Annotated in this window: 20 protein-coding genes; 12 read left to right on the top strand and 8 right to left on the bottom strand. The window is 47.6% G+C overall.

From position 1 onward, the window contains the following. Positions 1-93 precede the first annotated feature (93 nt). Positions 94-591, bottom strand: a complete 498-nt coding sequence (locus MHI06_RS27830; protein ID WP_319951921.1) for an antibiotic biosynthesis monooxygenase — start codon at positions 589-591, stop codon at positions 94-96. A 137-nt stretch (positions 592-728) separates the two neighbouring features. On the opposite strand from MHI06_RS27830, the gene MHI06_RS27825 reads away from it, so the two are divergent. The 3 genes from MHI06_RS27825 (at position 729) to MHI06_RS27815 (ending at position 5,866) form a co-directional block, all read left to right on the top strand. Beyond that, positions 729-3,041, top strand: coding sequence for an ATP-dependent DNA helicase (locus MHI06_RS27825; protein ID WP_340399762.1), 2,313 nt, complete (start codon positions 729-731; stop codon positions 3,039-3,041). 174 nt (positions 3,042-3,215) lie between these two features. After that, entirely contained in the window at positions 3,216-4,697 is a 1,482-nt protein-coding gene (locus tag MHI06_RS27820) for an alpha-amylase (RefSeq protein ID WP_340399761.1), read from the top strand. Positions 4,698-5,236: 539 nt separating this feature from the next. Beyond that, positions 5,237-5,866: a hypothetical protein gene (locus MHI06_RS27815; protein WP_340399760.1), complete on the top strand. Its 630-nt coding sequence runs from the start codon at positions 5,237-5,239 to the stop codon at positions 5,864-5,866. A 181-nt stretch (positions 5,867-6,047) separates the two neighbouring features. Here the strand turns inward: MHI06_RS27815 and MHI06_RS27810 are convergent, their stop codons facing one another. After that, a complete protein-coding gene (locus tag MHI06_RS27810) occupies positions 6,048-6,791 on the bottom strand; it encodes an MBL fold metallo-hydrolase (RefSeq protein WP_340399759.1) in 744 nt (247 codons plus the stop codon). A gap of 203 nt (positions 6,792-6,994) precedes the next feature. On the opposite strand from MHI06_RS27810, the gene uxaC reads away from it, so the two are divergent. The 4 genes from uxaC (at position 6,995) to MHI06_RS27790 (ending at position 12,977) form a co-directional block, all read left to right on the top strand. Next, on the top strand, positions 6,995-8,437 hold the full coding sequence (gene uxaC / locus MHI06_RS27805) for a glucuronate isomerase (RefSeq protein ID WP_340399758.1): 1,443 nt from the start codon (positions 6,995-6,997) through the stop codon (positions 8,435-8,437). A 399-nt stretch (positions 8,438-8,836) separates the two neighbouring features. Continuing rightward, positions 8,837-9,379, top strand: a complete 543-nt coding sequence (locus tag MHI06_RS27800; protein WP_340399757.1) for a MarR family transcriptional regulator — start codon at positions 8,837-8,839, stop codon at positions 9,377-9,379. Continuing rightward, positions 9,376-11,103, top strand: a complete 1,728-nt coding sequence (locus MHI06_RS27795) for an ABC transporter ATP-binding protein (protein ID WP_169479894.1) — start codon at positions 9,376-9,378, stop codon at positions 11,101-11,103. Before MHI06_RS27800 ends, MHI06_RS27795 begins: the two co-directional genes overlap by 4 nt. Then, complete coding sequence (locus tag MHI06_RS27790; RefSeq protein WP_340399756.1) at positions 11,100-12,977, top strand: ABC transporter ATP-binding protein; 1,878 nt, start codon at positions 11,100-11,102, stop codon at positions 12,975-12,977. The genes MHI06_RS27795 and MHI06_RS27790 overlap by 4 nt, the downstream gene beginning before the upstream one ends. Before the next feature lie 102 nt (positions 12,978-13,079). Here MHI06_RS27790 and MHI06_RS27785 read toward each other — a convergent pair whose 3' ends face one another. After that, entirely contained in the window at positions 13,080-13,673 is a 594-nt protein-coding gene (locus MHI06_RS27785) for a hypothetical protein (RefSeq protein WP_340399755.1), read from the bottom strand. A 269-nt stretch (positions 13,674-13,942) separates the two neighbouring features. Here MHI06_RS27785 and MHI06_RS27780 point away from each other — a divergent pair, with 269 nt between their 5' ends. Then, a complete protein-coding gene (locus MHI06_RS27780) occupies positions 13,943-14,839 on the top strand; it encodes a diacylglycerol kinase family protein (protein ID WP_340399754.1) in 897 nt (298 codons plus the stop codon). Between the two features lie 40 nt (positions 14,840-14,879). Here the strand turns inward: MHI06_RS27780 and MHI06_RS27775 are convergent, their stop codons facing one another. Both MHI06_RS27775 and MHI06_RS27770 read right to left on the bottom strand, forming a co-directional pair. Next, positions 14,880-15,470: a GNAT family protein gene (locus tag MHI06_RS27775; protein WP_340399753.1), complete on the bottom strand. Its 591-nt coding sequence runs from the start codon at positions 15,468-15,470 to the stop codon at positions 14,880-14,882. Between the two features lie 90 nt (positions 15,471-15,560). Beyond that, positions 15,561-16,187, bottom strand: coding sequence for a TetR/AcrR family transcriptional regulator (locus MHI06_RS27770; protein WP_340399752.1), 627 nt, complete (start codon positions 16,185-16,187; stop codon positions 15,561-15,563). 178 nt (positions 16,188-16,365) lie between these two features. Between MHI06_RS27770 and MHI06_RS27765 the strand changes: the two genes are divergently transcribed. Both MHI06_RS27765 and MHI06_RS27760 read left to right on the top strand, forming a co-directional pair. Beyond that, complete coding sequence (locus MHI06_RS27765; protein WP_340399751.1) at positions 16,366-18,597, top strand: MMPL family transporter; 2,232 nt, start codon at positions 16,366-16,368, stop codon at positions 18,595-18,597. Between the two features lie 269 nt (positions 18,598-18,866). After that, on the top strand, positions 18,867-19,820 hold the full coding sequence (locus tag MHI06_RS27760) for a nucleoside hydrolase (RefSeq protein WP_017691781.1): 954 nt from the start codon (positions 18,867-18,869) through the stop codon (positions 19,818-19,820). Positions 19,821-19,969: 149 nt separating this feature from the next. Here MHI06_RS27760 and MHI06_RS27755 read toward each other — a convergent pair whose 3' ends face one another. The 3 genes from MHI06_RS27755 to MHI06_RS27745 all read right to left on the bottom strand — a co-directional run bounded on the left by MHI06_RS27755 (position 19,970) and on the right by MHI06_RS27745 (position 23,923). Then, complete coding sequence (locus MHI06_RS27755) at positions 19,970-21,688, bottom strand: methyl-accepting chemotaxis protein (RefSeq protein ID WP_340399750.1); 1,719 nt, start codon at positions 21,686-21,688, stop codon at positions 19,970-19,972. A 205-nt stretch (positions 21,689-21,893) separates the two neighbouring features. Then, the gene (locus MHI06_RS27750) at positions 21,894-22,640 is read right to left on the bottom strand and encodes a DUF3105 domain-containing protein (protein ID WP_340399749.1); all 747 of its coding nucleotides are present in this window, start codon (positions 22,638-22,640) and stop codon (positions 21,894-21,896) included. A 368-nt stretch (positions 22,641-23,008) separates the two neighbouring features. Continuing rightward, a complete protein-coding gene (locus tag MHI06_RS27745) occupies positions 23,009-23,923 on the bottom strand; it encodes a hypothetical protein (RefSeq protein ID WP_340399748.1) in 915 nt (304 codons plus the stop codon). A 375-nt stretch (positions 23,924-24,298) separates the two neighbouring features. Here MHI06_RS27745 and MHI06_RS27740 point away from each other — a divergent pair, with 375 nt between their 5' ends. After that, positions 24,299-24,643 carry a Na-translocating system protein MpsC family protein gene (locus MHI06_RS27740; protein ID WP_017691786.1) on the top strand — a complete coding sequence of 115 codons (345 nt, stop codon included), beginning with the start codon at positions 24,299-24,301 and terminating at the stop codon, positions 24,641-24,643. Between the two features lie 250 nt (positions 24,644-24,893). Beyond that, positions 24,894-25,964, top strand: coding sequence for an ABC transporter substrate-binding protein (locus MHI06_RS27735; protein WP_340402195.1), 1,071 nt, complete (start codon positions 24,894-24,896; stop codon positions 25,962-25,964). Positions 25,965-26,057: the final 93 nt, after the last annotated feature.

Genomic DNA, 26,057 nt, shown 5'->3' with positions numbered 1-26,057 from the left:
CGCCATCAATCGACAACAAAAAACCTCTCCCATGCTGGAAGAGGTGTGGCATGCGCGGGTTGCTGTAAGGAAAGCCAGTTCGTACCCGATTCGTTATTCTATAGTGTACGTTGTGACGTAAGAAGGTCTGGGGAACATGGATGGCTTCTGTGCGGTCAGGCCTTCGCTTGTACTGCGGTTACGGTGTGCGTGGCTATATGCTTGGGATTCCTGCCAGCCTTTGAAATGTTCCTCGGACTGCCAGAGTGTAAGTACGACATATGTGTCATCCTTGAGTGGACGAAGGACACGAATACCGACAAAGCCGGGCTCGTCTTCTACCTTGCGGGCACGGTTCTTGAATCGTTCTTCGAAATCGTTACGACCATCCTCTGTGACAGGGATATTGTTCAAAACAGCAAAACCTCCGCCAGTCCAGGAGCCTGCGGCATCGAAAGCTTCATATGCGGCTACTTTATCATCAGACTCAATATTCATCAGACGTTCTGCGGATTCAATAGCCAGGCGTACCTGTTCTTCGCTTCGCAAAGTTAGATGCGGGTATGCAGCAAGTGCATCCGGAATCGGTGAAGGAACCAAATAGATATACATAGAAGCTGCCTCCTCATTAAGTACATTCTATCTCAAGATAGCATATGGGAATCAGTGAGTCCAATCGGCGGATCAACTGGTTTGAGTACGTCTTTTCATGATAAAGTATAGTCACTACAAACAGAACGGGTGATCGTATGACAACAACAATTCGGATATCGGTTAGACCTTTGGTGGAGTATGTGTACCGCAGCGGCAGCATACGTCCAGGGTTCCGGACCAATGCCTCGATGCAGGAGGGGACTCGAATCCATCAGCGGGTACAGAAGGGATACACCGAAGAAGATCTGAAAGAGATCGTACTCGAAGCTGAGATTCAACATGGTGATCTGACCTACGTGGTGGAAGGGCGATGTGATGGCCTGATCCGGTTGGAGGGTCAGTTAACGGTGGATGAGATCAAATCGACTGCGGGCAATCTGGATGATTTGGGTGAGGGACTTCCCGTGCATTGGGCGCAGGCCATGATGTATGCCTACATGTACGCCGTTCAGCAAGATGAACCACGCATGCAAGTGCAGCTGACGTACGTGCATTCGGTAACTCATGAAGAAAGACGATTCCGCCGAATGGCAGAACGAGAGGAACTGGAGCAGTTTGCGGCAGAAGTGATTGCCGGTTATGCGCCATATGCAGAGATGATCGCTACATATGAAGAAAAGCGAGATATCAGTGTGAAAGAGCTGCCGTTTCCTTTTCGCAAATACAGGGAGGGACAGCGAAAGCTGGCAGGAGCCGTTTACAAAACAATCCGTGAGGGTCAGGGATTGATGGCCAAAGCACCAACAGGCATTGGTAAAACGATGTCCGTACTGTTCCCCACGGTCAAAGCGATTGGCGAAGGCGAAGCTAACCGATTGTTCTATCTGACCGCGAGGACGACGACACGGGTGGCGGCAGAAGAAGCTTTTGCCCGGATGCAATCGGAAGGATTGAAGATGCATGTGATCAGTCTGACCGCGAAGGATAAGATTTGTTTTAAGGAAGAAGAAGCCTGTGATACGGGGCAATGCGGCATGTGCGAAGGATATTATGACCGTATTAACGGAGCCGTGCTGGATATGCTGGAACATGAGACATTAATGACACGTCCGGTCATCGAACAGTATGCGCGCAAACATCGGGTGTGTCCGTTTGAGTTTTCACTGGATGCGGCGTATGCAGCCGATGCGGTCATTTGCGATTATAACTATATTTTTGATCCACGGATCTCTTTGAAAAGAATGTTGGAGGAGCAGAAACGCAAGACGGTGTTATTGGTGGACGAGGCACATAATCTGGTCGATCGTGGCCGAATGATGTTCTCCGCAGAGTTGGAGAAGGCAGTATTTCTGGATGTGAAAAGAGAGTTCCAGACACTGGGCAGCAGTGTGCCTGCTGCCAAAGCCATTGTTGACTACACTGGAGCCATTGATAAGTATCTGATCACCCTTCGTAAAAATGGTGGAGAAGAAGGAAAGATCATACAACAGGAGGCACCAGAGGAACTGATTGAACGACTGGAGCCTTTTGTCATGGTTGCGGAGCAATGTCTTGTTGAAGGTGGCTCGGGGAATGCTGAGACGGATCAGCTGCTGCTGGATGCCTACTTCACTGCACAGAATTTCTTGCGTATTGCGAAGCTGTATGATGAACGTTTTATTACGTATGCAGAGTGTGTTCGAAGTGAAGTGAGAGTGAAGTTGTTCTGTCTCGATCCCTCCGTGCTGCTTCGTCAGACAGCCAAAGGATTCCGCTCGCTCATTCATTTTTCGGCCACATTGTCACCCCTTCGCTATTATCGGGATATGCTGGGTGCAGAGGAAGAGGATTATACATTGCAGATTCCATCACCATTTCAGCGTGAACAGCTGGATGTAAGGCTCCTGCCCTTATCAGTGCGTTATAAGGACCGGGAGCAATCCCGGCGCCCCATTGCAGAGATGCTGCAACAGCTGGTAAGTGAATGGCCGCGCAGCAATCTGATGGTGTTCTTCCCTTCTTATCCTTATATGCGAGAAATCTATGAAACCTATGCACAGCTTCCGAATGAAGCGGATACGGTCATACAGAAGCAGGGCATGAACGAACTGGAACGAGAGCAGTTTTTGGATGGATTCCAACCAAATCCTGAACGAACACGATTGGTGTTTGCCGTCATGGGTGGTGTGTTCTCGGAGGGTGTCGATCTACCGGGAGACCGCTTGAATGGCGTCGTTGTGGTAGGTGCGGGGCTGCCGCAAATTGGTCTGGAAAACAATGTGCTTCGTGATTACTATGATCGTACAGGGCGCAATGGGTTCAATTATGCCTATATTTTCCCTGGTATGAACAAGGTGCTGCAGGCGGGTGGACGGCTGATTCGGACGGAAGAAGACAAGGGTGTACTGGTGCTGGTCGATGATCGTTTTACGCAGGAACCGTATCGTTCGCTACTGCCCGAGGAGTGGCATGATTATAAGCGGATTTGATGAACGACTACGAATGAAATGATGCATGTAGCATATATTTTTCGATTTTCTTTCTTTTACATGATTGAAGGGTAGGGTGAAAGGGTTATAACTTGGTTAGCAACGAACGAACAACGGCGAATACCCTATCCGTTCCGCGGTCCGCTTCGAAAGCAATCAAGGAGGTCGGTTATAATGAAGAGAAATCATACCATGATGCAGTTTTTTGAGTGGCACTTGGCTGCAGACGGAGATCATTGGAAGCGACTGGCTGAAATGGCCCCGGAACTGAAAGCCAAAGGTATTGACTCGGTATGGGTACCTCCCGTAACCAAGGCAGTGTCCGCAGAAGATACAGGTTATGGTGTATATGATCTGTACGATCTGGGCGAATTTGATCAAAAGGGTACCGTACGCACTAAATATGGCACCAAGCAAGAACTGGTGGAGGCCATTGCCGAGTGTCAGAAGAACGGAATCGCCGTCTATGTGGATCTGGTCATGAATCACAAGGCTGGAGCAGATGAGACGGAAGTGTTCAAAGTGATTGAGGTTGATCCCAATGATCGAACGAAGGAAATCTCCGAGCCGTTCGAAATTGAGGGTTGGACCAAATTTACATTCCCAGGGCGTGGGGATCAATACTCCTCCTTTAAGTGGAACTCCGAACATTTCAATGGCACGGATTTTGATGCCAAGGGAGAACGGAGTGGTGTATTCCGCATCGCAGGTGAGAACAAGAACTGGAATCAGAATGTCGATGATGAGTTTGGTAACTACGATTATCTGATGTTTGCCAATATAGATTATAACCACCCGGATGTGCGGCGCGAGATGATCGATTGGGGGAAATGGCTGATCGACACACTCCAATGCGGTGGCTTCCGGCTGGATGCGATCAAGCATATCAACCATGAATTCATTAAGGAATTCGCAGCAGAGATGATCCGCAAACGCGGTCAGGATTTCTACATCGTAGGTGAGTTCTGGAACTCGAACCTGGATGCATGTCGTGAGTTCCTTGATACGGTAGACTATCAGATCGACCTGTTCGATGTGTCTCTTCACTATAAGTTGCATGAGGCTTCTCTTGCCGGCAGAGACTTTGATCTCTCCAAAATTTTTGATGACACCTTGGTTCAGACACATCCTACCCATGCGGTAACTTTTGTAGATAATCATGACTCCCAACCCCATGAAGCGTTGGAATCATGGATTGGAGACTGGTTTAAACCCAGCGCCTATGCGTTGACTCTATTACGTCGCGATGGTTATCCGGTTGTATTTTACGGAGATTATTATGGCATTGGTGGACCTGAACCTGTGGATGGCAAAAAAGAGATTCTGGACATTCTGCTGTCTGCTCGTTGCAACAAGGCCTATGGAGAGCAGGAAGATTACTTCGATCACGCGAATACGATTGGCTGGGTACGTCGTGGCGTAGAGGAAATCGAAGGTTCCGGTTGTGCGGTGGTTATCTCCAACGGGGATGACGGTGAGAAGAGAATGTTCATCGGAGAGCATCGTGCTGGTGAAGTGTGGGTGGATCTGACGCACAGTTGTGAGGACCAGATTACCATTGAGGAAGACGGCTGGGCCACCTTCCACGTATGCGGTGGAGGCCTCTCGGTATGGGCCCTTCCGGAGCAGGATGAGGACTGTGCTGACGCTGAGTAATGGCATAGTGCTAGGCATGATAAGAAAAGATATACAGATCGATATCGCTATGAAAAAAGTATATATATCGTTGAACCACCTGAACAGGCGGGCAAGCCGACCTATGTTCAGGTGTTTTTTTGCATTTTCTATGTACAACTAAAACTCCATCCTAATGAACTCAACACGCCTTATTACCACTGAAATAGCGTTAGGGAATTCTAACGAATCTCAGTAACTTTATTGCTCATAAAAGTGATAGAATTAGCGCCAAACAGAGCAATATTACCAGATTAAAGCGTCTGAGATTCGTTAGAATATTGAAACCTTGAATTTAATCCGAATAAGGTCTTTCAGATTCGTTAGCTTAGCGTGGGTTAAGGCTCACCATACGCAAACAAATTGCTGCTGAAAGTTAAACATGAAATGAAACAGAGTCAGTTCAGTTTTACATCTTAATATACGGTATAATAATCCAAATATGGAGTGAGAAAAAAATCGAACAACAAAATCTAATGAGCTTTATTCTTGATAGACGACTTGAGAAGAGGAGGGATGGTATGAGCTTCAAAAGAGAGATGAACCGTTTCTTCCCGTTAGTCATGTATCTATTTGTATTAGCCATGTGTCTGGGGGCTTGCAGTTTGGGAGCAAATCAGGGGCCGGCGGGTGAACCGAAACGAACCGATGACTATACGTTTAATTCGGAGCGAAGAGATTTGAATGAGCGGGTTAATAAGAGACCTGAGTCCTTTCAGAAGAATACGCCTGATGAGTATACTTTGACTGCAACGTTGGATGTGAGTCATGAATCCGGAGTTGATCGGATTTCGTACGAGATAATGTTGAATGAGGTTCGGGTGCCCATGTCCAATGTTATTCAGTCCTTCACCCTCGATCCCGACATGATGAATCAGATCGATGCCGCAGAACTGATTAATTCTAATGTGAGCAATACATACGAGGCAAGTCTGGAGCCGGATAAGGAACCGTTTGGATTGAGTTTGGGCAGGAATTATATCTTGAAGCCAAGGGTAGAGATCGACAGTCATTTCGTCCAGAGTTATGTGGATATGTATATCAAAATTTCTTATGGGCCGAATGATCAGCGAACGGAAGATTATTTTTACATCCAGGCCGAGCCATCTCCGAGAACGATTGAGTATATGAAGTCATGGGAGAAAGATTAGATTCATAGAAAGGCAGCGCATACTAGCTCCATATTAGGAATCTGAGTAGACGCTGCCAGTTCTTTTATTGAAATGATAAGGTTATTACCTTTCAAAATACTGATTCATCGTATCCCACATTCGATTGAACTCACTTCGTTCCATTGAAAATGCTCCAGGCTTTTCGGGTGTATGATTTTACCTACTCCAGTTCAAATGATTCCAACGTGCCAACCATCCGCAGATCATGCTCGCGGTTGAATTGTTCCCGTTTGTCCGCATCGGCGTACTCGTCATGATAATGCATCAGTATGGTTTTCCGTCTCACTTCGGCGGGTAACTGCTCCAGATCCTTTAATGAAGTATGGGATTTGATCACCAGATCATGCATATGGCATTCATGGAAAATTAACTGCACATCAGTGGCGATCTGCTCCACCCGTTCCTGGTCGAGTGTACTGTCTGCACTGTAATAGAAGTAAGGCTTGGCGAGCAATCCATTACTGACCATACCGGGAACATGCTGCGTTCGAAACGTCTCAAACGTCACGCCGCCCAGTTCAAATGTGCCTCCATCTGGCAGGGGAACTACATCGTAGTAATCGCTCATGGTACGCTCACCATCCGTTGTGTAGCGCATGCCCGGAGATAGAATGTTCCAGAGTGGCTCTACCAATTGTTCGTGGATGAACAGACGGGGTTTGCGGTCGCCTACGATCTGTGCGTAATAACCCAGCATCTGTACACCATTAATATGATCCTCATGCAGATGGGTAATGAACACATTTTGAATATCGGTCATGGCGAATCCATATTCCTTGAGTGCTTTTGCATTCGATTCTGGAAAATCAATGACCAGATGCGTCTCTCCGAATTCAGCCAGCATACTATTGTGATGCTGTTCCACGCTGAACATATCTCCTGTGCCGAGAAAAGTAATTTTCAATTCATTTCATCTCCTTGTGTGATCTTCAGATCAGCATCCTTGCGTTAAATCCAGTATACCTTGTTCCCGAATATATGCCTAAATCAACCTTTTTTGATAACGCTATCATTTTATATTGAACTTTGATGGCAAACAGTGTAGCGTAAAGATGGGAAGTGAACCCATATGAACGTAAACTCACCTAAAGGGAGCGTGCGAGGCGAATGAAATCTTTTCTGGATGAACAATTTTTGCTGCACAATGAAACGGCGGTCAAGTTATATGAGGATTATGCCAAAGACATGCCGATTATTGACTATCATTGCCACCTCAGTCCTCAGGAGATCTACGAGAACAAAACCTTTGGCAATCTTACAGAGGCCTGGTTATACGGTGATCACTACAAATGGCGGCTCATGCGCGCGAACGGAATTGAAGAGCAATATGTAACCGGCGGCGAGGGAGTGACCGATTACGATCGTTTCCTGGCTTACGCCAAAACGGTACCCATGATGATTGGTAATCCGCTGTACGCGTGGTCTCATCTGGAATTACAGCGATACTTTGGCGTCTACGAAGTTCTTAATGAGACAAGCGCACCAGCCATCTGGCAAAAAGTAAATGCCAAACTGAACAGTGACGGATTCGGTGCACGTGATCTGATTACCAAATCCAATGTCACTGTTGTATGCACAACCGATGATCCTACCGATTCTCTGGAATATCATCTGAAGATTCAGGAGATCGAAGGTTTTGATACGGCCGTATTGCCATCCTTCCGTCCGGATAAAGGGCTGGAATTGAACCGCGATACCTTCACCGAATGGGTGGGCAAGCTGTCACAGGCATCCGGCACAGCGATTTCCGATTATGAATCCTTCCTTGCTGCGCTGGAGTCTCGAGTGGAATTCTTCCATTCCGTAGGCGGCAGAGTTTCTGACCATGCACTCGATTATGTTCCTTACGGTGCGGCTACACGTGAAGAAGCGACGGCCATATTTGCGAAGGCACTTGCGGGTCACAAGGTAACGCGTGAGGAAGAGGATAAGTATAAGACGGTGACGCTGACATTCCTTGGCAAACTGTATGCAGAGCGGGGCTGGGTCATGCAGTTCCACATCAATGCAGCCCGTAACAACAACACACGCATGTTGGCTAAGCTTGGGCCGGATACCGGTTATGATGCCGTGAATGATACACCGTTGTCGTCAGCGATGATTGGTTTACTCGATGCGTTGGAACAGCAGCAAGCACTGCCCAAAACGATTCTGTACTCGCTGAATCCAAGGGACAACGAAGTGCTGGCAGCAATTATCGGCAGCTTCCAAGGTGGGGGCATTCCTGGAAAAATCCAGCTTGGTGCAGCATGGTGGTTCAATGATACAAAGGACGGCATGCTCGCTCAGATGAAGGCACTGGCGAATGTCGGTCTGCTCAGCCGATTTGTCGGCATGCTGACCGATTCACGCAGTTTCCTGTCCTACACGCGGCATGAGTATTTCCGTCGGCTGGTCTGCAATCTCATTGGTGAATGGGCTGAACAGGGCGAGGCACCGCAGGATATGGAGCTGCTCGGTCAGATCGTACAGGGCATTGCCTACAACAATGCGAAAGAATATTTTCCGTTTGCCTCAGTACTTAAAACGGTCTCAGCTTCACAGTCTTGATGCTCAACAAGTGCACCTAATCATTCAAGTTATGAAATAACAGAGCTATCTTGTTTCTCCTTTTCCATCGTAATAAAAAGCTCCCATTTATATATCCGGGTCTCCATCCACCGGAGTATAGAATGGGAGCTTTTTTTATAATTTGGATTCATGGCATTGCACATAATAAGTATAGCGGGCTCCAATGACGGCAAAATGACAAACCCCATAATCAAGCGCACATCAGCTCTTGTTATGGGATTATATTGGTTATTTTTAGATGTTTGACTTTGTCTTCTTTCGAGAATATACTTAGTATACCTAATTAATTGTACATCTATTTAATTGTAATGCTATTTAATAGATGTCCTATGATGTTGGATGTCTATGGAATGATAAAGAAAGAAGGAGGAACCCATTATGACGGGTATTGATCCGCTTGCTCAGAAGCTTTTGTACTCCATCATGCAGTTTAATAAAGGCAAATGGAGGCAACATAAACCTCATGGGCGCAATCACAATGAAATTATGGTGCTGGGTTGTTTGCTCCACGGGATGCATCCGGGAGAGCGGTTGAATTGGCAGGATAACCCACCTGATTTCAATGACACGATCCAATCCAATCATCCCGGGATGAAAGTCTCGGAAATCAGCGCCTTGCTACGAGTGAAATCACCAACCATTACACCGGTTATTCGAGGCCTGGAAGATGAGGGGTTGGTCAAGCGGACGATGGACCCGGAGGATCGACGTGCTGTCCGCATCACGATTACTGAAGCAGGCCGTGAAATTATTCGGGCTGCTCATGAAGAGCGCATGGAGATATTCAACAAACTCGTTAAACACCTGGGGGAAGAAGACAGCACTCAGCTGGCGGAGCTATTGACGAAGGTATACACCTTTTTTGATACACTTCCCTCCCTGCAAAAGGATGATTCGACACAAGGAGATGATACGCCATGATGAAACTGTTTCGCATGTTGAAGCCTTACAAAATCCCCATCTTCTTCATTCTGGGTCTGATCATGTTACAGTCTTTGGCTGAACTGTACCTGCCCACGCTGATGGCAGACATCGTGAATGACGGCATTATTAAAGGAGATATCCCATATATCTGGCAGATTGGCGGTTGGATGCTGGTCATTGCGATTGGCGGAACAGTATGTTCGGTGATTGCCAGTTACCTCTCATCCCGCACAGCGGGTGGGTTTGCCAAACAACTGCGTAGCAGAGTATTCCGTCATGTGGAGAACTTTTCGCTCCAGGAGTTCGATAAGATGGGTACTGCTTCATTGATTACGCGTACAACGAATGACATTACACAAGTACAGAACGTACTTACGATGATGCTGCGCATGATGATTATGGCTCCGCTCATGTGTATCGGGGGTATCTTCATGGCGGTATCTCAGGACGCCAAATTATCTACGATCTTCCTGGTTGTGCTTCCTGTACTGGGTGGAGCCATTGCGCTGATTGGTGCCAAGGGTTTACCTTTGTTCAAAACCATTCAGAAAAAGCTGGACCGACTCAACTTGGTGCTCCGGGAGCAATTAACAGGGATTCGGGTTGTTCGTTCCTTTAACCGCGGTAAGCATGAGCGTGTACGCTTCAATGGGGCCAACACGGAACTGCGGGACGCTTCGATCAAGGTCAATGTGCTCATGGCGACCATCATGCCTGTAATGATGCTGGTTATGAACTTTTCGATGATTGCCATCCTTTATTTTGGTGGTTTGCGGATTGACAGCGGCAATATGAATATTGGTTCTCTGATTGCCTTCATTCAGTATGCGATGCAGATTATGTTCTCGCTGATTATGGTTTCCATGATCTTTGTCATGATTCCAAGAGCTTCGGCATCGGCAGAACGGATCAACGAAGTGCTTGATATGCAGCCGGACCTTAGCAATCCTGAGCAGCCGAGTGGCATGAAAGCGATGCAAGGTATGATTGAGTTCGATAATGTAACCTTCCGTTATCCGGGTGCAGAGAATGCAGCTTTGTCTGGTATTTCCTTCACAGCTCGCTCAGGTGAGACGACAGCCATTATTGGCGGTACGGGTTCAGGGAAATCGACATTGCTCAGTCTTATTCCACGATTCTACGATGTGACTGAAGGCAGTGTTCGGGTAAATGGTACAGATGTGCGTGAACTTCGGCAGGAAGATCTGCGTGCCAAAATTGGCTTTGTACCGCAGAAGGCAGTCCTCTTCACGGGTACGATTACGGAGAATATCCGTCACGGGAAAGACGATGCCACAATGGATGAAGTTGTGCATGCAGCCCGTACGGCTCAGGCAGAGAACTTCATTACCGAGATGAAAGAAGGATATGACAGCCTTATCGCACAAGGCGGTAACAACGTGTCTGGTGGACAAAAGCAACGTCTTTCCATCGCTCGCGCACTTGTTCGCCGTCCGGAAGTCTATATCTTTGATGACAGTTTCTCTGCTCTCGATTTCAAAACGGATGCTAAACTTCGTGCTGCGCTGAAGTCCGAAACGACAGAAGCGGCTGTGCTGATTGTAGCCCAGCGCGTAAGTACAGTAATGGATGCCGATCGCATTCTGGTCATGGATGAGGGACGAATTGTCGGTTCAGGAACACATAAAGAGCTGCTGGAGCACAATGAAGTGTATCGCGAGATTGTATCCTCCCAGCTGACAGAGGAGGAGATCGCATGAGTGAACGTACAGAACGCAAGTCGCCTCGTCCACCTGGTGGGCCAGGTCCTGGTCCCGGAATGGGCATGCGACCTCCCGCTGAGAAAGCGAAAGATTTCAAAGGTACACTGCGGCGCTTGATTCGTTATCTCCAGCCCCACAGTTCTCGCCTATTGGGTGTGCTGGTCGCAGCCATTCTGAGTACCGTATTCAGCATCATCAGTCCAAAGATTATGGCCGAAGGAACGGATATTCTCAGTCAAGGCGCCATTGCCATCCTTCAGGGTGTGCAGGGGGCCGGGATTGATTTTCCTGCATTGATGAAAGTATTATACCTGCTTGGCGGACTCTATCTATTCAGTGCTGCATTTATGTATGTTCAGCAATACCTGATGGCCGGTGTGGCCCAGCGTGTTGTCTATGACATGCGTGAGCAGATTAGTGCGAAGGTTGGACGCCTTCCTTTGAAATACTTTGACTCCCGCACGACTGGGGAGACGCTTAGCCGTGCCACGAATGACGTGGACAATATCAGTAATACACTTCAGCAAAGCTTGGCACAGTTCATTACGTCTATCGTAACGATTGTCGGCGTAATTATCATGATGCTGACGATTAGTCCATGGATGACCTTGATCACGATTTTGACGCTGCCACTCAGTGTGGTTGTTGTCATGCTGGTCGCATCCCGTTCGCAAAAACACTTTGCAGGTCAACAGAAATCCCTTGGGGAACTGAATGGTCATGTCGAAGAGATGTACACGGGGCACAAAGTCGTCAAAGCATTTGGACGCGAAGAACAATCCGTACAGCAATTCGAGAAAGTCAATGAAGAGCTGTATGAATCCGGCTGGAAAGCTCAGTTTATCTCCGGTATTATTATGCCGCTTATGAGTTTTGTCGGTAACCTGGGTTATGTACTGATCTGTGTGGTCGGTGGGATCTTCGTTACACGTGGTTCTATCTCCATCGGGGATATTCTGGCCTTCACACAGTACTCCCGTCAATTCACACAACCGATTAACCAGATTGCGAATATCTCGAATATTATTCAATCGACGATTGCTTCGGCGGAACGTGTATTCGAGTTGCTGGATGAAGAGGAAGAAGTTCCAGAGTCCAAACAACCCGTGCAATTACAGCAGCCTAAAGGTGCGGTTACGTTCCAAGGTGTTAATTTTGGATATAAAGAAAATGAACTGCTCATTCATAACATGAATATTGATGTAAAACCAGGACAGACGGTAGCCATTGTTGGACCAACAGGAGCCGGTAAAACCACCCTGATCAACCTGTTAATGCGTTTCTACGAAATCCAGGATGGTCGAATTACGATTGACGGTGCTGACATTAAGGACATGGAACGTGGCAAGTTACGCAGTCTGTTCGGAATGGTGCTCCAGGATACCTGGTTGTTCAACGGAACGATTCGGGACAACATCGCCTATGGTCGAGAAGGTTCTACGGAAGAGGAAGTCATCAAAGCAGCCGTTGCGGCACATGCGGATCACTTTATTCGCACGTTGCCTGATGGTTATGACACGGTGCTGAATGAAGAGGCATCGAACATCTCCCAAGGGCAGAAACAGTTGCTGACGATTGCAAGAGCGATTCTGGCGAACCCAGCCATCCTCATTCTGGATGAAGCGACGAGTAGCGTGGATACACGGACCGAAGTGTTTATCCAGAAAGCGATGAATGATCTGATGAAGGATCGCACGAGCTTTGTCATTGCACACCGTTTGTCCACCATTCGCGGCGCCGATCTGATCCTGGTTATGGATCATGGTAACGTGATTGAACAGGGCAATCATGAAGAATTGATGGCAAGTCAGGGCTTCTATGCGGATCTGTACAATAGTCAATTTACGGAGCAACAACCGCAGGCGATCTGATTATAGATATAATTAACAAGAATAGCCAAGAGTACCCTTAGGGGTGCTCCCGGCTATTTGTCGTGTATCCAGAAGATTGACGCTGAGATATGAATGAGTTATTTACTGATTCTTAGACTCCTTAGCAGGTTCATCTGTACCGTTGCTAGAGATCGACTTCACTTCTATCTTCGCGTCGTCGCTATTAGCTTCCTTCAGTGCCGATGGAGCGGGTTCACCCGGGATCAATTCGCGCTGCTCAATCATGCGTTTGACGACCTCATAACAGTCATCCACATGTTTGTTACCAACATAGCGCATGGCTGTAAAGCTGAGTGCGGCAGCCAATCCCTGTCCTGCAAAGGGGACAAATTTGGCGACCGATTTGGTGGCTACGCGTACGCCGACTCTTTTTAGAACCTGTACCACCAATTCCTTGGTGATCATACGGCCAATGACTTTACTTCCGATGGACATCACGAATCCATAGATCATGGATTTGGTCTCGGGGTCCATACCGTCCAGCTGTTTTTGTGATAATCCGAATTTATTGTTAATGGCAGGCAACAGCTGCATCAGCATCCCCACATCAGCCAGTACGTCTGTACCGGGCAGCGGAACGAGTGTTGTACCGGCGGAAGCAGTAGCTCTTTTGCGAACCATGGTACGGCATTCCTTGCGAACTTGCTCTAATTGTTCCAACGTTGCCGGAATCATAGGGAATCCCTCCATTCGTATATGGTATAGATATAACCGTTTTGACTCATTTTGAATGGGTTCTCACCAGCAAAATTTGCAACCTTATGACATAAGGTGTGGAGAAACCTTTTTTCTCATGCATATTATTACGAATGAATAACGATTAGGATGCATACCTGATTGGGAACCCTACTCTGGATTATGATGAGTACTTAGCGAAAGGCTTGTTTACGGCTTCGACCTTTGTGGGTAAAGGTTAACAAGCATCGGAATGGAGGAAGAGAAGGATGGGGTTTAACAAAGCGTTGTTAATTCATCATCATCATTCGGGCAAGGTCAATAAGGAGAATACGGTGGGTATAGTGGCAGGCGTGTTGGCTCCCGCTGTGCACGAACTTGTCATTGTGCGCACGGACGAACCGGGTGAAGGGGAAAAGCTGTGTCGTGAGCGCGGGGAACAATTCGATGTGGTGTTTATCCTCGGTGGGGATGGCACGGTGCATGAATGTGTGAATGGACTGGCTGATCTGCAAAATCCTCCGTTGATTGGCATATTGCCTGGAGGCACCTGTAATGACTTTGCGCGTTCGCTCGGCATTTCACCGGATGCAGAAACAGCGGCACAAGAAATGCTGGCAGGTCGGGTGGTATCCATTGATGTTGGACGAGCTAATGATCGGGTGTTCACGAACTTTTTTGGCATTGGCTTAATCAGTGATGCATCGCAGAATATTAACGAGAATCTGAAAGGCGCGCTGGGGAAGCTCAGTTACTTCATCAGCACGTTGCAGACGATCAGTCATACGGAACCGTTTCGTTATCAAATAGAGGCGGATGGGAAAGAGATGGAAGGCGAAGCTGTGATGATCTATGCAGCCAATGGCCGTTTTCTGGGAACCAATGCATTACCCTTTGCACCGGATGCGTTGCAGGATGGGGAGTTAGACGTACTCATTATTCATGAGACAGGCATCCCGTTACTGCGAGAGATACTATCGCACAAGCCGGAGGGAGATTGGCAACCTCAGAGTGAGAGCATTTCATACTTCAAGGCTTCTACGCTAAAAGTGAAGACAGATGCGCCGATGTCAGCTGATACGGATGGCGAATTGTATATGAAGACACCCGCCGAGCTGTCGGTGCTGACGGGTCATCTGAAGTTTCTAACCGGGGAGGATTATTAAATCCCCCGGTTTTTTGGTTTGATTTTGACTGATCGGTAACTCAATCATTCTCTGCCTGATCTTTCATATGATGTTGCCTGAACTCATCGTCGAGCATGCTCATCTGAATCGCATCATGATATTGATGATTGTAGAACAAGACATCCCGCTTCACACCCTCGCGCTGGAATCCAAGCTTCTCATACGTGCGAATGGCTCGCTCGTTGAAGGCGTACACCTCAAGCTCGATTCGATGCAGGTTACAGATGCCGAAGCCGTAGTCCAGCATAAGCAGCAACGCCTCGCTACCGTAACCTTTTCCTTGATGCTCAGCCTGATCGATAGCAACCCGGATGTGTGCACTGCGATTCTTGGCATGCATGTCCATCAGGACGACATCTCCGATGATCTGGTCATTTTCCTGCAAAGTAATCAGCAACATCAGTCTGGAGTCATCCTGTGCGGCGTTTTCAACGTAACGTTCAACCTGAGTGCGTGTGAAACTGTTCTGTGTACCCGTCATCCTGCGCATCTCGGCATCAAACAGGCTGGGGAAATAAGCATCCACATCTGTAATCTCGAAAGGGCGCAGGTATATGCGCGACGTTTCTAGCAAACGGGGGATACGCGGGGATGGTTTTGGTGGTGACATAAGTTGTTCCTCCTAAAATGTGATTGGAATAAGGGGTCAACATTCCGGAATTCATCTTGTGCTGCTCACTGACAGCGTATAGAAGGGTCTTTAGTTCCGCTTAACCGCTCCATCCAGAAACAGCGCCACCAGTTCCTCCGCGAGTTCCTCAATGCTGCCACCATTCATATTACGTACATCTTCGCGGTTCGCGAGCATCAGCAGTGACGTAAACGCATGGGCAAGCAGCATGGGGTTCCCGACCCGCAAATAACCATTGTCCATCTCCTTCTGAAAATGGGTAGCTAGTACTTCGAATATGCGAACCTCTGCTTCCCGAATCTGAGCGAGCTGCTCCGTGTCCAGATGTTTCTCGGCTTCTCGCATCATGCTCTCCGTTTCAATATGGGAGTGTTGCATCTTTGCTTCCGCAACCTTGATCAGCCGCTCTTGCAACGTACCAGGTTCATCCAGACGGAGCGAGGTCTGCTGCATGCCCATCGCCATCATGCGGGTGATGGCAACGGTGAACAGATCGGCTTTGCTGGAGAAGTGATAATAGATCGATGCTTTGGTCACATTACATAACGAAGCGATCTGCTGGAGTGAGACGGGTTCATACCCGTATTCCATAAACAGACGTGACGCAGTCATCAATATGTTGGTTTGGACAGATGCTTGATCCACACCTGCTTTGGGTCTGCCAGGTGAACGGGGGATGTTTGTTTTTTTGCTCATGAGTACATACCTCTTTACGTATTTAATCGCTTGTTAGACGTGTTCACAAAAATAAGGATTGCATAATTAACCTTCCGGTATATATAATTAACTCGATTATACTATGACCCGTGGTTCATTGCTATACTATCACATCAAATAGGGCCTCATAGAAACAATATAGGGAGATGAAGAGACAATGCAGGAAGGTTCGGGTTATGGCCGCTGGGTTGCTGGCAAACGAAGCAAATGGATTACGCTGTTGGTATGGATCATTATCGCCGTTGTGCTTGGTATGGTATGGCCTGCTGTAGGTGATCGTGAAACCAATAACGCACAGGATCTGAGTGAGTCCAAACCATCGGTTCAGGCAGCTGCACTTGCCGAGAAGGAATTCCCTGGTGGTGAAGGATTGCCCGCGCTGATCGTATGGCGTCAAGCCGGTGGTCTGACAGATGAGCAGATTCAGAACATTCAAGCATTAACGGAGCGACTGGATCAAGATCCGGTAGAACAACAGCAGTCCGTTGTGCCACTCTATCAATTGCCACCACAGGCATTGAAAGGCCAGCTTTCGGAAGACGGAAGCACCTTGGTTATGCCACTTTTCTTTAATGAAGGTGCCGATTCGGAACAACTGAAGGAAGGTATTGAAGCGCTTGAGCAAAAAACACAAGACATCTTCGGGGCAAACCCGTTTGATGTAGCTATAGATGATACCAATACATTGGTTGCCCGTGTGACAGGGCCAGTAGGGATATCCATTGATGCGAGCGGACTATTCTCCTCCGCCGATGTATCCTTGCTAATCGCTACCGTTGTACTGGTATTGGTACTGTTGTTATTGATCTATCGCTCGCCGGTACTGGCGATTATCCCGATCATTGCCGTTGGATTCGCGTATATGGTGACAAGCCCTATTCTCGGATTCATGGCGGATCAGGGCTGGATTACGGTGGATGCACAGTCCATCTCGATCATGACGGTATTGTTATTTGGAGCAGGAACGGATTACTGCCTGTTCATGATCTCCAGATACCGTCAAATTCTCTATCATGAGCCGGACAAAAAGAAAGCCATCTTCCAGGCAATTACCGGATCTTCCGGCGCCATTGCCATGAGTGGATTCACGGTCGTTGCAGCATTACTGGTGCTGTTGCTGGCTGAATATGGTGCATATCATCGCTTTGCCGTACCATTCAGTCTGTCCATCTTTATTATGTTTATTGCAAGTCTGACGCTGGTTCCAGCCCTTCTTGCGATCTTCGGTCGGGGTTCATTCTACCCGTTCGTACCGCGTACTCATGAGATGGAAGTCGAACGTGCGAAGAAAAAAGGCAAACCGGCTCCTGCCCCGCGCAAAGTGAAGGAAAGCTGGATTGGCCGTGTTGTAGTAACGAAGCCATGGACCGTTCTTGCAATTACGTTGGTATTGCTGGGAGGACTGGCGGCGTTCTCTACTCAGGTGAAATTCACCTACGATCTGTTGTCTTCCTTCCCAGAGGATGTACCTTCCCGCGAAGGGTTCACGGTCATTGGCGAACAGTTCTCTCAAGGTGAGCTGGCTCCAGTCAAAGTGATCGTTGATGCCGAAGGCAAAGAAACTGATCTGAAGCAGCGTCTCGAATCGCTGGATTACATTAGCAAAGTAGGCGATGCTCAGCAGGGTGCCGAGAATGCCAACATTACCGCTTTTGATGTGGAGTTCAATCTGAATCCATATTCGATGGAGGCGATGCAGCATATTCCGGATTTGCGGGCTACTGCGGAACAGGCGCTTCAAGATGCTGGTGTAGCTAATGTGGACAGTCAGGTCTGGATCGATGGTCAGACGGCTGAACAGTATGACATTGAAGTAACCGGAGAACGGGATGCCAAGATCATTATTCCAGTGGTCATCGGCATGATTACATTGTTACTACTGTTGTACTTGCGTTCAATCGTAGCCACAGCATACCTGATCGCGACAGTTGTTCTATCGTATTTCTCTGCACTGGGTCTGGGTTGGATCATCATTCACTACGGACTTGGCGCAGATGCCATTCAGGGAGCGATTCCGCTGTATTCCTTTGTATTCCTCGTGGCACTGGGTGAAGACTACAACATCTTCATGATCTCTAGCATCTGGCAGAAACGCAAAACGATGCCGCTTCGTCAAGCGATTAGAGAAGGTGTTGGCGAGACAAGCTCTGTTATTACATCTGCAGGTCTGATCTTGGCAGGAACGTTTGCGGTACTTGCTACATTGCCAATTCAGGTGTTGGTGCAGTTTGGTATAATCACAGCCGTTGGTGTGATGTTGGATACCTTCCTGGTTCGTCCATTCATGGTACCGGCTATCACCGCATTGCTGGGCAAATGGGCTTTCTGGCCAGGCAAGTATGTTCCAATTGCCGAAAAGAATGAGGAGAAACAGAACCAGTCCATGTAATGCATGGATTGGGCGAGATGGATGGCGAGGCTTCAAGTTCGCTGTCCATTTCTTTATTTTTATAACAATGACAGTAGAGCAGTGTGTCCTCCTGAGATGGAATGGTGGAACTGTAAAATATCCGCAGGATGAGGTGTGATCCTTGTTTTCTTTGCACGGGGAAGGTTTACGTAGCCAAGGGTTTTGGGACATAATAGAGGAAGCGTCGGCCTAGGGCAGACGGATGAATCAACATCAATGGGACAACCAGGGGAAGGATGAAAGCAAGCATGACGAACCAACTTAATGTGTATTTTAACCATGACGGCGGCGTGGATGACCTCGTATCGCTGTTCATGCTTCTGCAAATGGACAATGTACATGTAACCGGCGTATCGGTTATTCCGGCAGATGGATATCTGGAGCCAGCAACAGATGCCAGCCGTAAAATTATCGATCGTTTCGGTACATATTCCGTAGAGGTATCCAAATCCAACTCCAGAGGGAAAAATCCATTTCCTGCGGCGTGGAGACTGCACTCCTTCTATGTAGATGCACTTCCTGTACTGAACGAATCCGGCAAAATGGAAGCACCACTCTCTGCTGTTCCGGCACATCAGCATCTGATCGAGAAAGTGCGCAATACCGAAGGCAAAACGTTGCTCCTGTTCACAGGCCCACTGACGGACCTTGCGCGTGCACTGGACGAAGCACCAGACATTGAAGAGAAAATCGACAAGCTGGTATGGATGGGCGGCACATTCGAGCGTGGTAACGTAGAAGAGCCTGAGCATGACGGCACAGCTGAATGGAACGTATTCTGGGACCCGGAAGCGGCTTACCGTGTATGGCAGAGCGGCATCCAGATCGATCTGGTTGCACTGGAAAGCACGAACAAAGTGCCTCTGACTCCAGCTGTTCGTAACCGCTGGGCAGCAGAGCGCCGCTTCGAAGGCGTTGATTTCTTGGGTAACTGTTACGCAGGTTGTCCGCCACTGGTGTACAGTGAGACAAATTCCACATACTATCTGTGGGATGTGCTGACAACGGCTTCCGTTGGACGCGAGGACATCGTGAAGAAGAAAACCGTAAACTGTATTGTTATCCCGGATGGTCCTAGCCAGGGCCGCACGGTTGAGCAAGCAGACGGACGTCCAGTACAACTGGTGTATGATACCGATCCGGAAGCGTTCTTTACGTACATGACGGATTTGGGTAAAAAAGCTGCTCCGCAGCGCTACTAATTCAGGCAGCCTTAGGGCGTGCCAACATTAAAGGTACAAAAATAAAGCCGCAAGCAGTGTACGGAAATGGGGTTGACCCCCATGATCCCGTCCCTGCCGTGCGGCTTTGTTTGTTGTGGGCTGATCTATATAACAATCTAAGCTGCCCGCTATATTTTAAATCGACTAATCAATCCGTTCAGCTCACTGGACAATACCCGGAGAGATTCTGCGGATGCACTCATCTCATCCATGGATTGCAGCTGGCTTCCGGTAGCGTGCGACACCTTCTGGATACTCGAAGAGGATTCACGCGAGATATGCTCCATGTCCTCCACGGAAGCGGACACTTCTTCTGCACTGGCAGACAGTTGCTCGGATGCTGCGGATACTTCATGTAGACGTTCATTCATCGTCTCAATCCCGGTATGAATGGATGTGAACGAACGGCCTGCCTCCTGAACAACAGCGAGACCAGACTGTACAGCTGAAGTGCTGGCTGACATATGGTCCGACAACAGGGCAGTCTGGCGTGTCATCTCTGCGATCAGTTCGGTTACATGCTGGGAAGACTGCTCCGATTCCCCCGCAAGCTTGCGAACCTCTGAGGCAACCACCGCAAACCCGCTGCCATACTCTCCTGCACGAGCGGCTTCAATACTTGCATTAAGTGCAAGCAGATTGGTCTGTGAAGCGATACCTTTCATTAGATGTGCCACCGACTCAATTTTATCGGAATACTGCTCCAGTTGGGAGGTGGAGGCCACCATCTGCACATTCGCCTGATGAATTTTGTCCATACTGTCCATCGCCGTGTTGATTTTGGCTTGACCTTGCACCGCGTTATTGGTCGTTTCCTGCGAGACATCCGCAACGATGGTGGAAGAATTCGCAATGTGCTGCATGCTGCGCGTAATCTCTTCCATGGCTACCGTAACTTCGCCCGCACGAGCCACCTGTTCAGCAGCTCCACTGGCTGTATGATTCGTATGCTCGGCAATGCGCTGACTGGCTTCTGCAGTCGCCTGCGAATGTTTGGATACTCCTTCTGCAGCTTGTAGCAGAGAATCAGAGCTTTGACGGATGCCCATCATGACATCCCGGGTACCTGTGACCAGATGTTTGAACTCGGAAGCGAGCTGTCCCACCTCGTCCTTGCGGCTAAGTTCAACGTTTACCGTCAGGTCACCTTTTCCGACTTCGGCAATCAATTTCTTGAGTTTCACCAATGGACGGGTCAAATAGTGGGCGAAACCATAAACCAACAAGACACTGAGCAGCACAATCGCCAGCGCTGTCCAGATCATGGTCATACGGTTGCGGGACATCAGTTCATAGACCGCAGTGGAGTCCAGATCCGCACCGACCAACCCCAGGACTTTCCCATCATCTCCATGGATCGGCACATACGCTGTAATGGTAGCGCCATATTCATCCTGGGTGAGTTCGCCTCGAATAGGTTCATTCTGCTCAAAAGCCTGTAGCATACCCTCGTATGGGGTCTCTTCTGCGGAAGCGTAAGGGGAGAAGTCATCCTCTGCCACATCGGCAGCAGCCCCATCCACAACATAGAAATACGTAGCTGTTCCATTTTCTTCGCGTGTACCGAGTGTGTACAGATACTTGAGCCCATTGGCTTCACGCAGCTGACTGAGCTGCTCACGTAAAGTGCCATAATACGCTGTTTGGTCCTGTCCAGTACTGAGTGGTACATACAGGGAGGTATCAATTAATGCTGCTGCCCGTTCAGCCACAGCCTGTGCCTGCATACCCATGGATTGCTCGACCAGTTGCGCCGATGAACGGTACATCGTAATGCCAAGAACCGCACCTGCGGCCAGCATCAGACAGGAAAAAAATAAAAAGATCCGCATAAACAAACTGTTCATTGGTAAAAGTGTTCCCCCTTGATCTGTTGGATGAATCATCTCTGTGTCTCTTTACTTTGGTGCTGGTCGTTCCTTTTTGTTCGTATGTATTGTATTTCCAATGTTCACTTTTCTATTTGAAATATCGGCATCTGGGCGATAAAGAATTAGCTCCCGAGTCAATTTGATCCGGGAGCTAATTACGTTTCAATTCTATAAGACGTCGTTACATCGTTCCGCCACCCTGGCGAATGGAGGCAGGAATCTTTTCAGGTCCCTGATTAATATATTTATTGATAAAAGTACCCACTTTAGCATCGTCGAATTGGTCGAGCTTCATCGTTTTGGTCCATGCAGTCACGACAACTTCACTGCCTTCGGGAATATCCTTGTTTGGTACAGCCAGTATACCTGCCCCGGCTTCGCGGAATTTAGCAAGGTATTTCAGATGTTCTTTCAAATCCTCGCTTGCATTCTCACGATAATAGATGATGATATCCCCATGCTCCAGATTGTGAACAAGGTAATTATAACCCGGGAAGTCGGTGTAAAATCCAAATTTGATATCATGCGGGTTATGCGGCCCTGATGTTGGGATTGTCATCTCATACTGGATCGGGTCCTCTGTATGGTCTGCCCCATAGTATTTATCGTCAGTCACATCGATTGTCGCGTTGGACGTCAGATCGGCTACATCATATTTTGCCCCTGCACCTTGTAGGAAGAATAGACCAAATGTAACAATTGACACAGCCATCAATGCATGTGCAACCAGCCGAAGGGATCGACTTTTTTTCTGGATGTCCGCCCGTTCTTTCTTTTTCATGTGACCCAGGATTTTGCCTTGTGTGCGTGATGCCCAGATATAAGAGGCGATGGAAAACAGCAACACGATTGCACCTACGATGAGCCACAGGTAGGATGTACCTGCTTCGTGCTCCATTTGCATATGATTCATATGAGACATGTCCATAGAGAGTTCCTCTGCTTTCTGTGTAAAATGAGTGATCAATACACTACATAATGTAGTGTTAATAACAACAGTTAATCCTCTTATTACGTAACGGGAGTTGCTAAGTCCGTGTTTGTTACGTAAATAAGAACATACCTATTGCACTACACATTATAGTGTATGAATCATGCTCAGCGCAATGCTGCCTTGGAAAACCAAAAAAAAGACCTTCCCCGCGCGAGCAGGGAAAGCCTGGTATGAAACTAAAGAGCCAGGAAAATTTTCATTGGAATAACCATTTCACGAAAACGTAGAGGACAGAAAGAACCTGAAGGTTGTTCTGTCATCGAAGTAACGAGTGTAAACAGCTTTATTCCAACTGAACTATTTTACAGACGTCCAAAAGGCGAAAGCATCAGGCCGATCAGTCCAATAATAATTTCACCCAACAATCGATACAGAATAAAGAACACGACCGCATTGGCGATTAATACGCTGTACATGCTGTCGATGGCTGCTTTGGTACGATTCAGTGGATACTGGAACAGCACCGAATTCAGAGCAACAAAGATAATGATATACGAGACAGCAAGCAATGAGATCGCGATGGAATACGAGATGATAATAAACAGATTCGCCAGAACAAGGGATACGACAGCAGGAACAAGCAATGTACCAAACTGGGCAACCAGTGTTTTGGGACGGAAGGTTATTTTTTCAATCTTCAGAATAGCGTACATCAGTGCAATAGAGGCAATCAGGATAATGACGGTGAACAACAGCGGTCTTAAAAATCCACCAATGAACAAGCCGTCCATGCCTATGCGACTAAAGGTAATTAAGAAGTATGTAGAAGATAGAACTGCAATTAGCGCCATCGTTAGCCATCCGTTTAGGGAATGCTGGTCGCCAACGGTTTTCATCGTCTGATAAGGACGGGCCAATACACTGAGGAAATAGGATAGATACTGTTTGCTTACTTCTTTGGCTTGCTGAACTTTCTCATTCTGCACAATATTATTCCACTGATTGGAGCTATTGTCTCCTGCAGAAGCATGGTCATTGGTACCTGTTGATTCTCTCGCCTGTTCCTTGTGAATGGAGACGGATGGTGTGTTGGATGGAACGGATGCCTGGGAAGAGGTAGCCTGCGTGCTGGACCAACGGGTATATTCGGGTTCGGAAGCAGCAGATTCCGAGTTCGGTACAGGAGTTGGTGATGAGGTTGTTTGCGTTAGATTAGAGCCGCACCTCTCGCAAAAATGGGCATCTCCATTTTCGTGATTACATACTGGACATTTCATGGTATAAGCCTCCAATTTCTAGAAAATAAAAACATGTCAACATTGTGTCTCATTTTAACGGTTAATGACGAAGTTTGTCTATGTTTCGCAGGAATTAGTACCCATTTAGGGAAAGTTGAAACAAAGGCCTCGAATCCTGTGTATGAAAACGGAGTGTAGAAGCAACAATAGTATAGGAATGACATGCAGGCATATTAATGTAAATTCACTGTGGCATAAGACGAATTGTTTTTAACCGTTAATGTCTCATCGTTCGCTTTTATGTGTTATTCTCATGTTAACTATATCTTTTGGGTTGCCTACGATCGTATATTTATGTATAATCAATCGTGTTAACACGTCGAATGTACGGTAGTAAGAGATGTGGGTGAGTTCATGGAACTACTGGACAGCAATGAGAGCAAGAAGAAGATGTGCCAGTATTATAACGAAATTTCGAAGGAACTGTTCGGATTTGGCACCACTCTCCTGAGAGTGACCATTGACCAGAATATTGTGACCTTCTACGCGAAGCACCGACGTTCACCGCGCTCTGACGCCCTGGAAGGGGAGGCCCCCGGCTTAAAGCTGGAAGTGGACTTCCGCATGTCTGTCTTATATAAGAAGAAATTCCGGGAGAAGCTCGAGCAACACATGGGTTTGCCAATTGAAGCTATATTGCGGGATTATGATGCGTCCACTCAGTGGGCGATCACGAATGTGATTCTGGAACAGGCCTAAGGATGGATCGGCAGGATTGATTCTTGTTGATGTATACGGAGGTTATGGCCCGGATTCATGATCAGGTTCCGTACAATTTCATATGATGGCGTCTGTCTTCGGATTGATTCTGAAGCAGAAACCGATGATGTACCGGCAGCGGGTGTCGCTTTCCTTTGTTTACGAAGAAAAGTGTTCTTGTTTATACAAGAGCACTTTTCTTTTTGTTTTTTCATACACATCACATATATCAGGGGGAATTAGGATCATGATGAAAAAGTGGATTAGCGGTTTGGCAGCAGTGGCAATGACATCAGTATTACTTGCAGGTTGTGGCAGCAGCACAGAGGATGCAACAGGTGGATCAGGCAGTGGGGGAACAGCAGCTACCAAATTGGTTATCTCCACTTGGGGCTTCTCGGAAGATTTCTTCAATGAATCGGTATTTGGTCCTTTTGAAAAAGAACATAATGTAGACATCGTACTCGAAGTCGGCAATAACGCTGAACGTCTGAATAAAATCCGTCAGGGTACATCGAATGTCGATGTCATCTACCTGTCTGACTACTATGCACAACAAGGTATTGATGAAGGTCTGTTTGAGAAAATCGATCGCTCCAAAATTCCAAATGTAAATGACATTTATGATATTGCCAAAGCACCACTTGGTGAAGATTATGGCCCGGCCTACACAGTTGGACAGCTCGGTATCGCTTATAACCCGGACCTCGTTTCCAAAGAAGTGACTTCATGGAGTGACCTGTGGGACCCGGCGTTCGAAGGTAACCTGACTATCCCGAATATTACGGCAACGGCTGGCCCGATGGTTGTGGATGCAGCTTCCCGTGTAGCTGGAAACGATACGTTTAATGAAGATGCGGCATTTGCTGAATTGAAAAAACTGAGCGGCAATGTGGTGAAATTCTATAGCCAAACGTCCGAGTTCGTGAACATGTTCTCCCAAGAAGAGATTGCTGGCGGACCGATCATGGAAATGTATTTCAAAGATCTGAAAGCAGCCGTGCCTAATGCGAAGTTTGTTACACCTAGCGAAGGTGCATATGCCGTGATGAACACAATCAATGTCGTGAAGGGCAGCAAAAACAAAGAGCTCGCTGAAGAGTTCATCAACTGGCAGCTGAGCCAGGATGTACAAGCGAAATCTGCCAAAGCTAAAGTCGATTCTCCGGTTAATACCAAGGTTGAACTGACTGCTGAAGAAGCAGAAGGCGTAACATATGGTGCTGACGTGGTTGAGAAGCTGAACAAGCTGGATATGGAATTCGTGAATCAACAGGTTAAAGGCTGGACAGATCGCTGGAACCGTGAGATTGCACAATAAAAACAAGTAACCGACTGACTTAAAAGTTATCTTTGGTCAACATGTTGAACTTATATCATTTGCAGCAAGCAACCATATCACCGCATAGGAGTT

Origin of the sequence: Paenibacillus sp. FSL H8-0079 (genome assembly GCF_037991315.1) — a bacterium.
Classification (GTDB): Bacteria; Bacillota; Bacilli; order Paenibacillales; family Paenibacillaceae; genus Paenibacillus.
The sequence above is the reverse complement of the archived record's forward strand: the minus strand, read 5'-3'. Positions and strand labels throughout refer to the sequence as shown.

Excerpts from the sequence above, each read along its gene's own strand:
- MHI06_RS27800 (WP_340399757.1), top strand. The coding sequence starts at position 8,837 with ATGACGGGTATTGATCCGCTTGCTCAGAAGCTTTTGTACTCCATCATG.
- MHI06_RS27825 (WP_340399762.1), top strand. The coding sequence starts at position 729 with ATGACAACAACAATTCGGATATCGGTTAGACCTTTGGTGGAGTATGTG.
- MHI06_RS27820 (WP_340399761.1), top strand. The coding sequence starts at position 3,216 with ATGAAGAGAAATCATACCATGATGCAGTTTTTTGAGTGGCACTTGGCT.
- MHI06_RS27745 (WP_340399748.1), bottom strand. The coding sequence starts at position 23,923 with ATGAAATGTCCAGTATGTAATCACGAAAATGGAGATGCCCATTTTTGC.
- MHI06_RS27785 (WP_340399755.1), bottom strand. The coding sequence starts at position 13,673 with ATGATTCCGGCAACGTTGGAACAATTAGAGCAAGTTCGCAAGGAATGC.
- MHI06_RS27760 (WP_017691781.1), top strand. The coding sequence starts at position 18,867 with ATGACGAACCAACTTAATGTGTATTTTAACCATGACGGCGGCGTGGAT.
- MHI06_RS27755 (WP_340399750.1), bottom strand. The coding sequence starts at position 21,688 with ATGAACAGTTTGTTTATGCGGATCTTTTTATTTTTTTCCTGTCTGATG.
- MHI06_RS27740 (WP_017691786.1), top strand. The coding sequence starts at position 24,299 with ATGGAACTACTGGACAGCAATGAGAGCAAGAAGAAGATGTGCCAGTAT.
- MHI06_RS27770 (WP_340399752.1), bottom strand. The coding sequence starts at position 16,187 with ATGAGCAAAAAAACAAACATCCCCCGTTCACCTGGCAGACCCAAAGCA.
- MHI06_RS27735 (WP_340402195.1), top strand. The coding sequence starts at position 24,894 with ATGAAAAAGTGGATTAGCGGTTTGGCAGCAGTGGCAATGACATCAGTA.
- MHI06_RS27775 (WP_340399753.1), bottom strand. The coding sequence starts at position 15,470 with ATGTCACCACCAAAACCATCCCCGCGTATCCCCCGTTTGCTAGAAACG.
- uxaC (WP_340399758.1), top strand. The coding sequence starts at position 6,995 with ATGAAATCTTTTCTGGATGAACAATTTTTGCTGCACAATGAAACGGCG.
- MHI06_RS27815 (WP_340399760.1), top strand. The coding sequence starts at position 5,237 with ATGAGCTTCAAAAGAGAGATGAACCGTTTCTTCCCGTTAGTCATGTAT.
- MHI06_RS27830 (WP_319951921.1), bottom strand. The coding sequence starts at position 591 with ATGTATATCTATTTGGTTCCTTCACCGATTCCGGATGCACTTGCTGCA.
- MHI06_RS27780 (WP_340399754.1), top strand. The coding sequence starts at position 13,943 with ATGGGGTTTAACAAAGCGTTGTTAATTCATCATCATCATTCGGGCAAG.
- MHI06_RS27750 (WP_340399749.1), bottom strand. The coding sequence starts at position 22,640 with ATGGACATGTCTCATATGAATCATATGCAAATGGAGCACGAAGCAGGT.
- MHI06_RS27765 (WP_340399751.1), top strand. The coding sequence starts at position 16,366 with ATGCAGGAAGGTTCGGGTTATGGCCGCTGGGTTGCTGGCAAACGAAGC.
- MHI06_RS27790 (WP_340399756.1), top strand. The coding sequence starts at position 11,100 with ATGAGTGAACGTACAGAACGCAAGTCGCCTCGTCCACCTGGTGGGCCA.
- MHI06_RS27795 (WP_169479894.1), top strand. The coding sequence starts at position 9,376 with ATGATGAAACTGTTTCGCATGTTGAAGCCTTACAAAATCCCCATCTTC.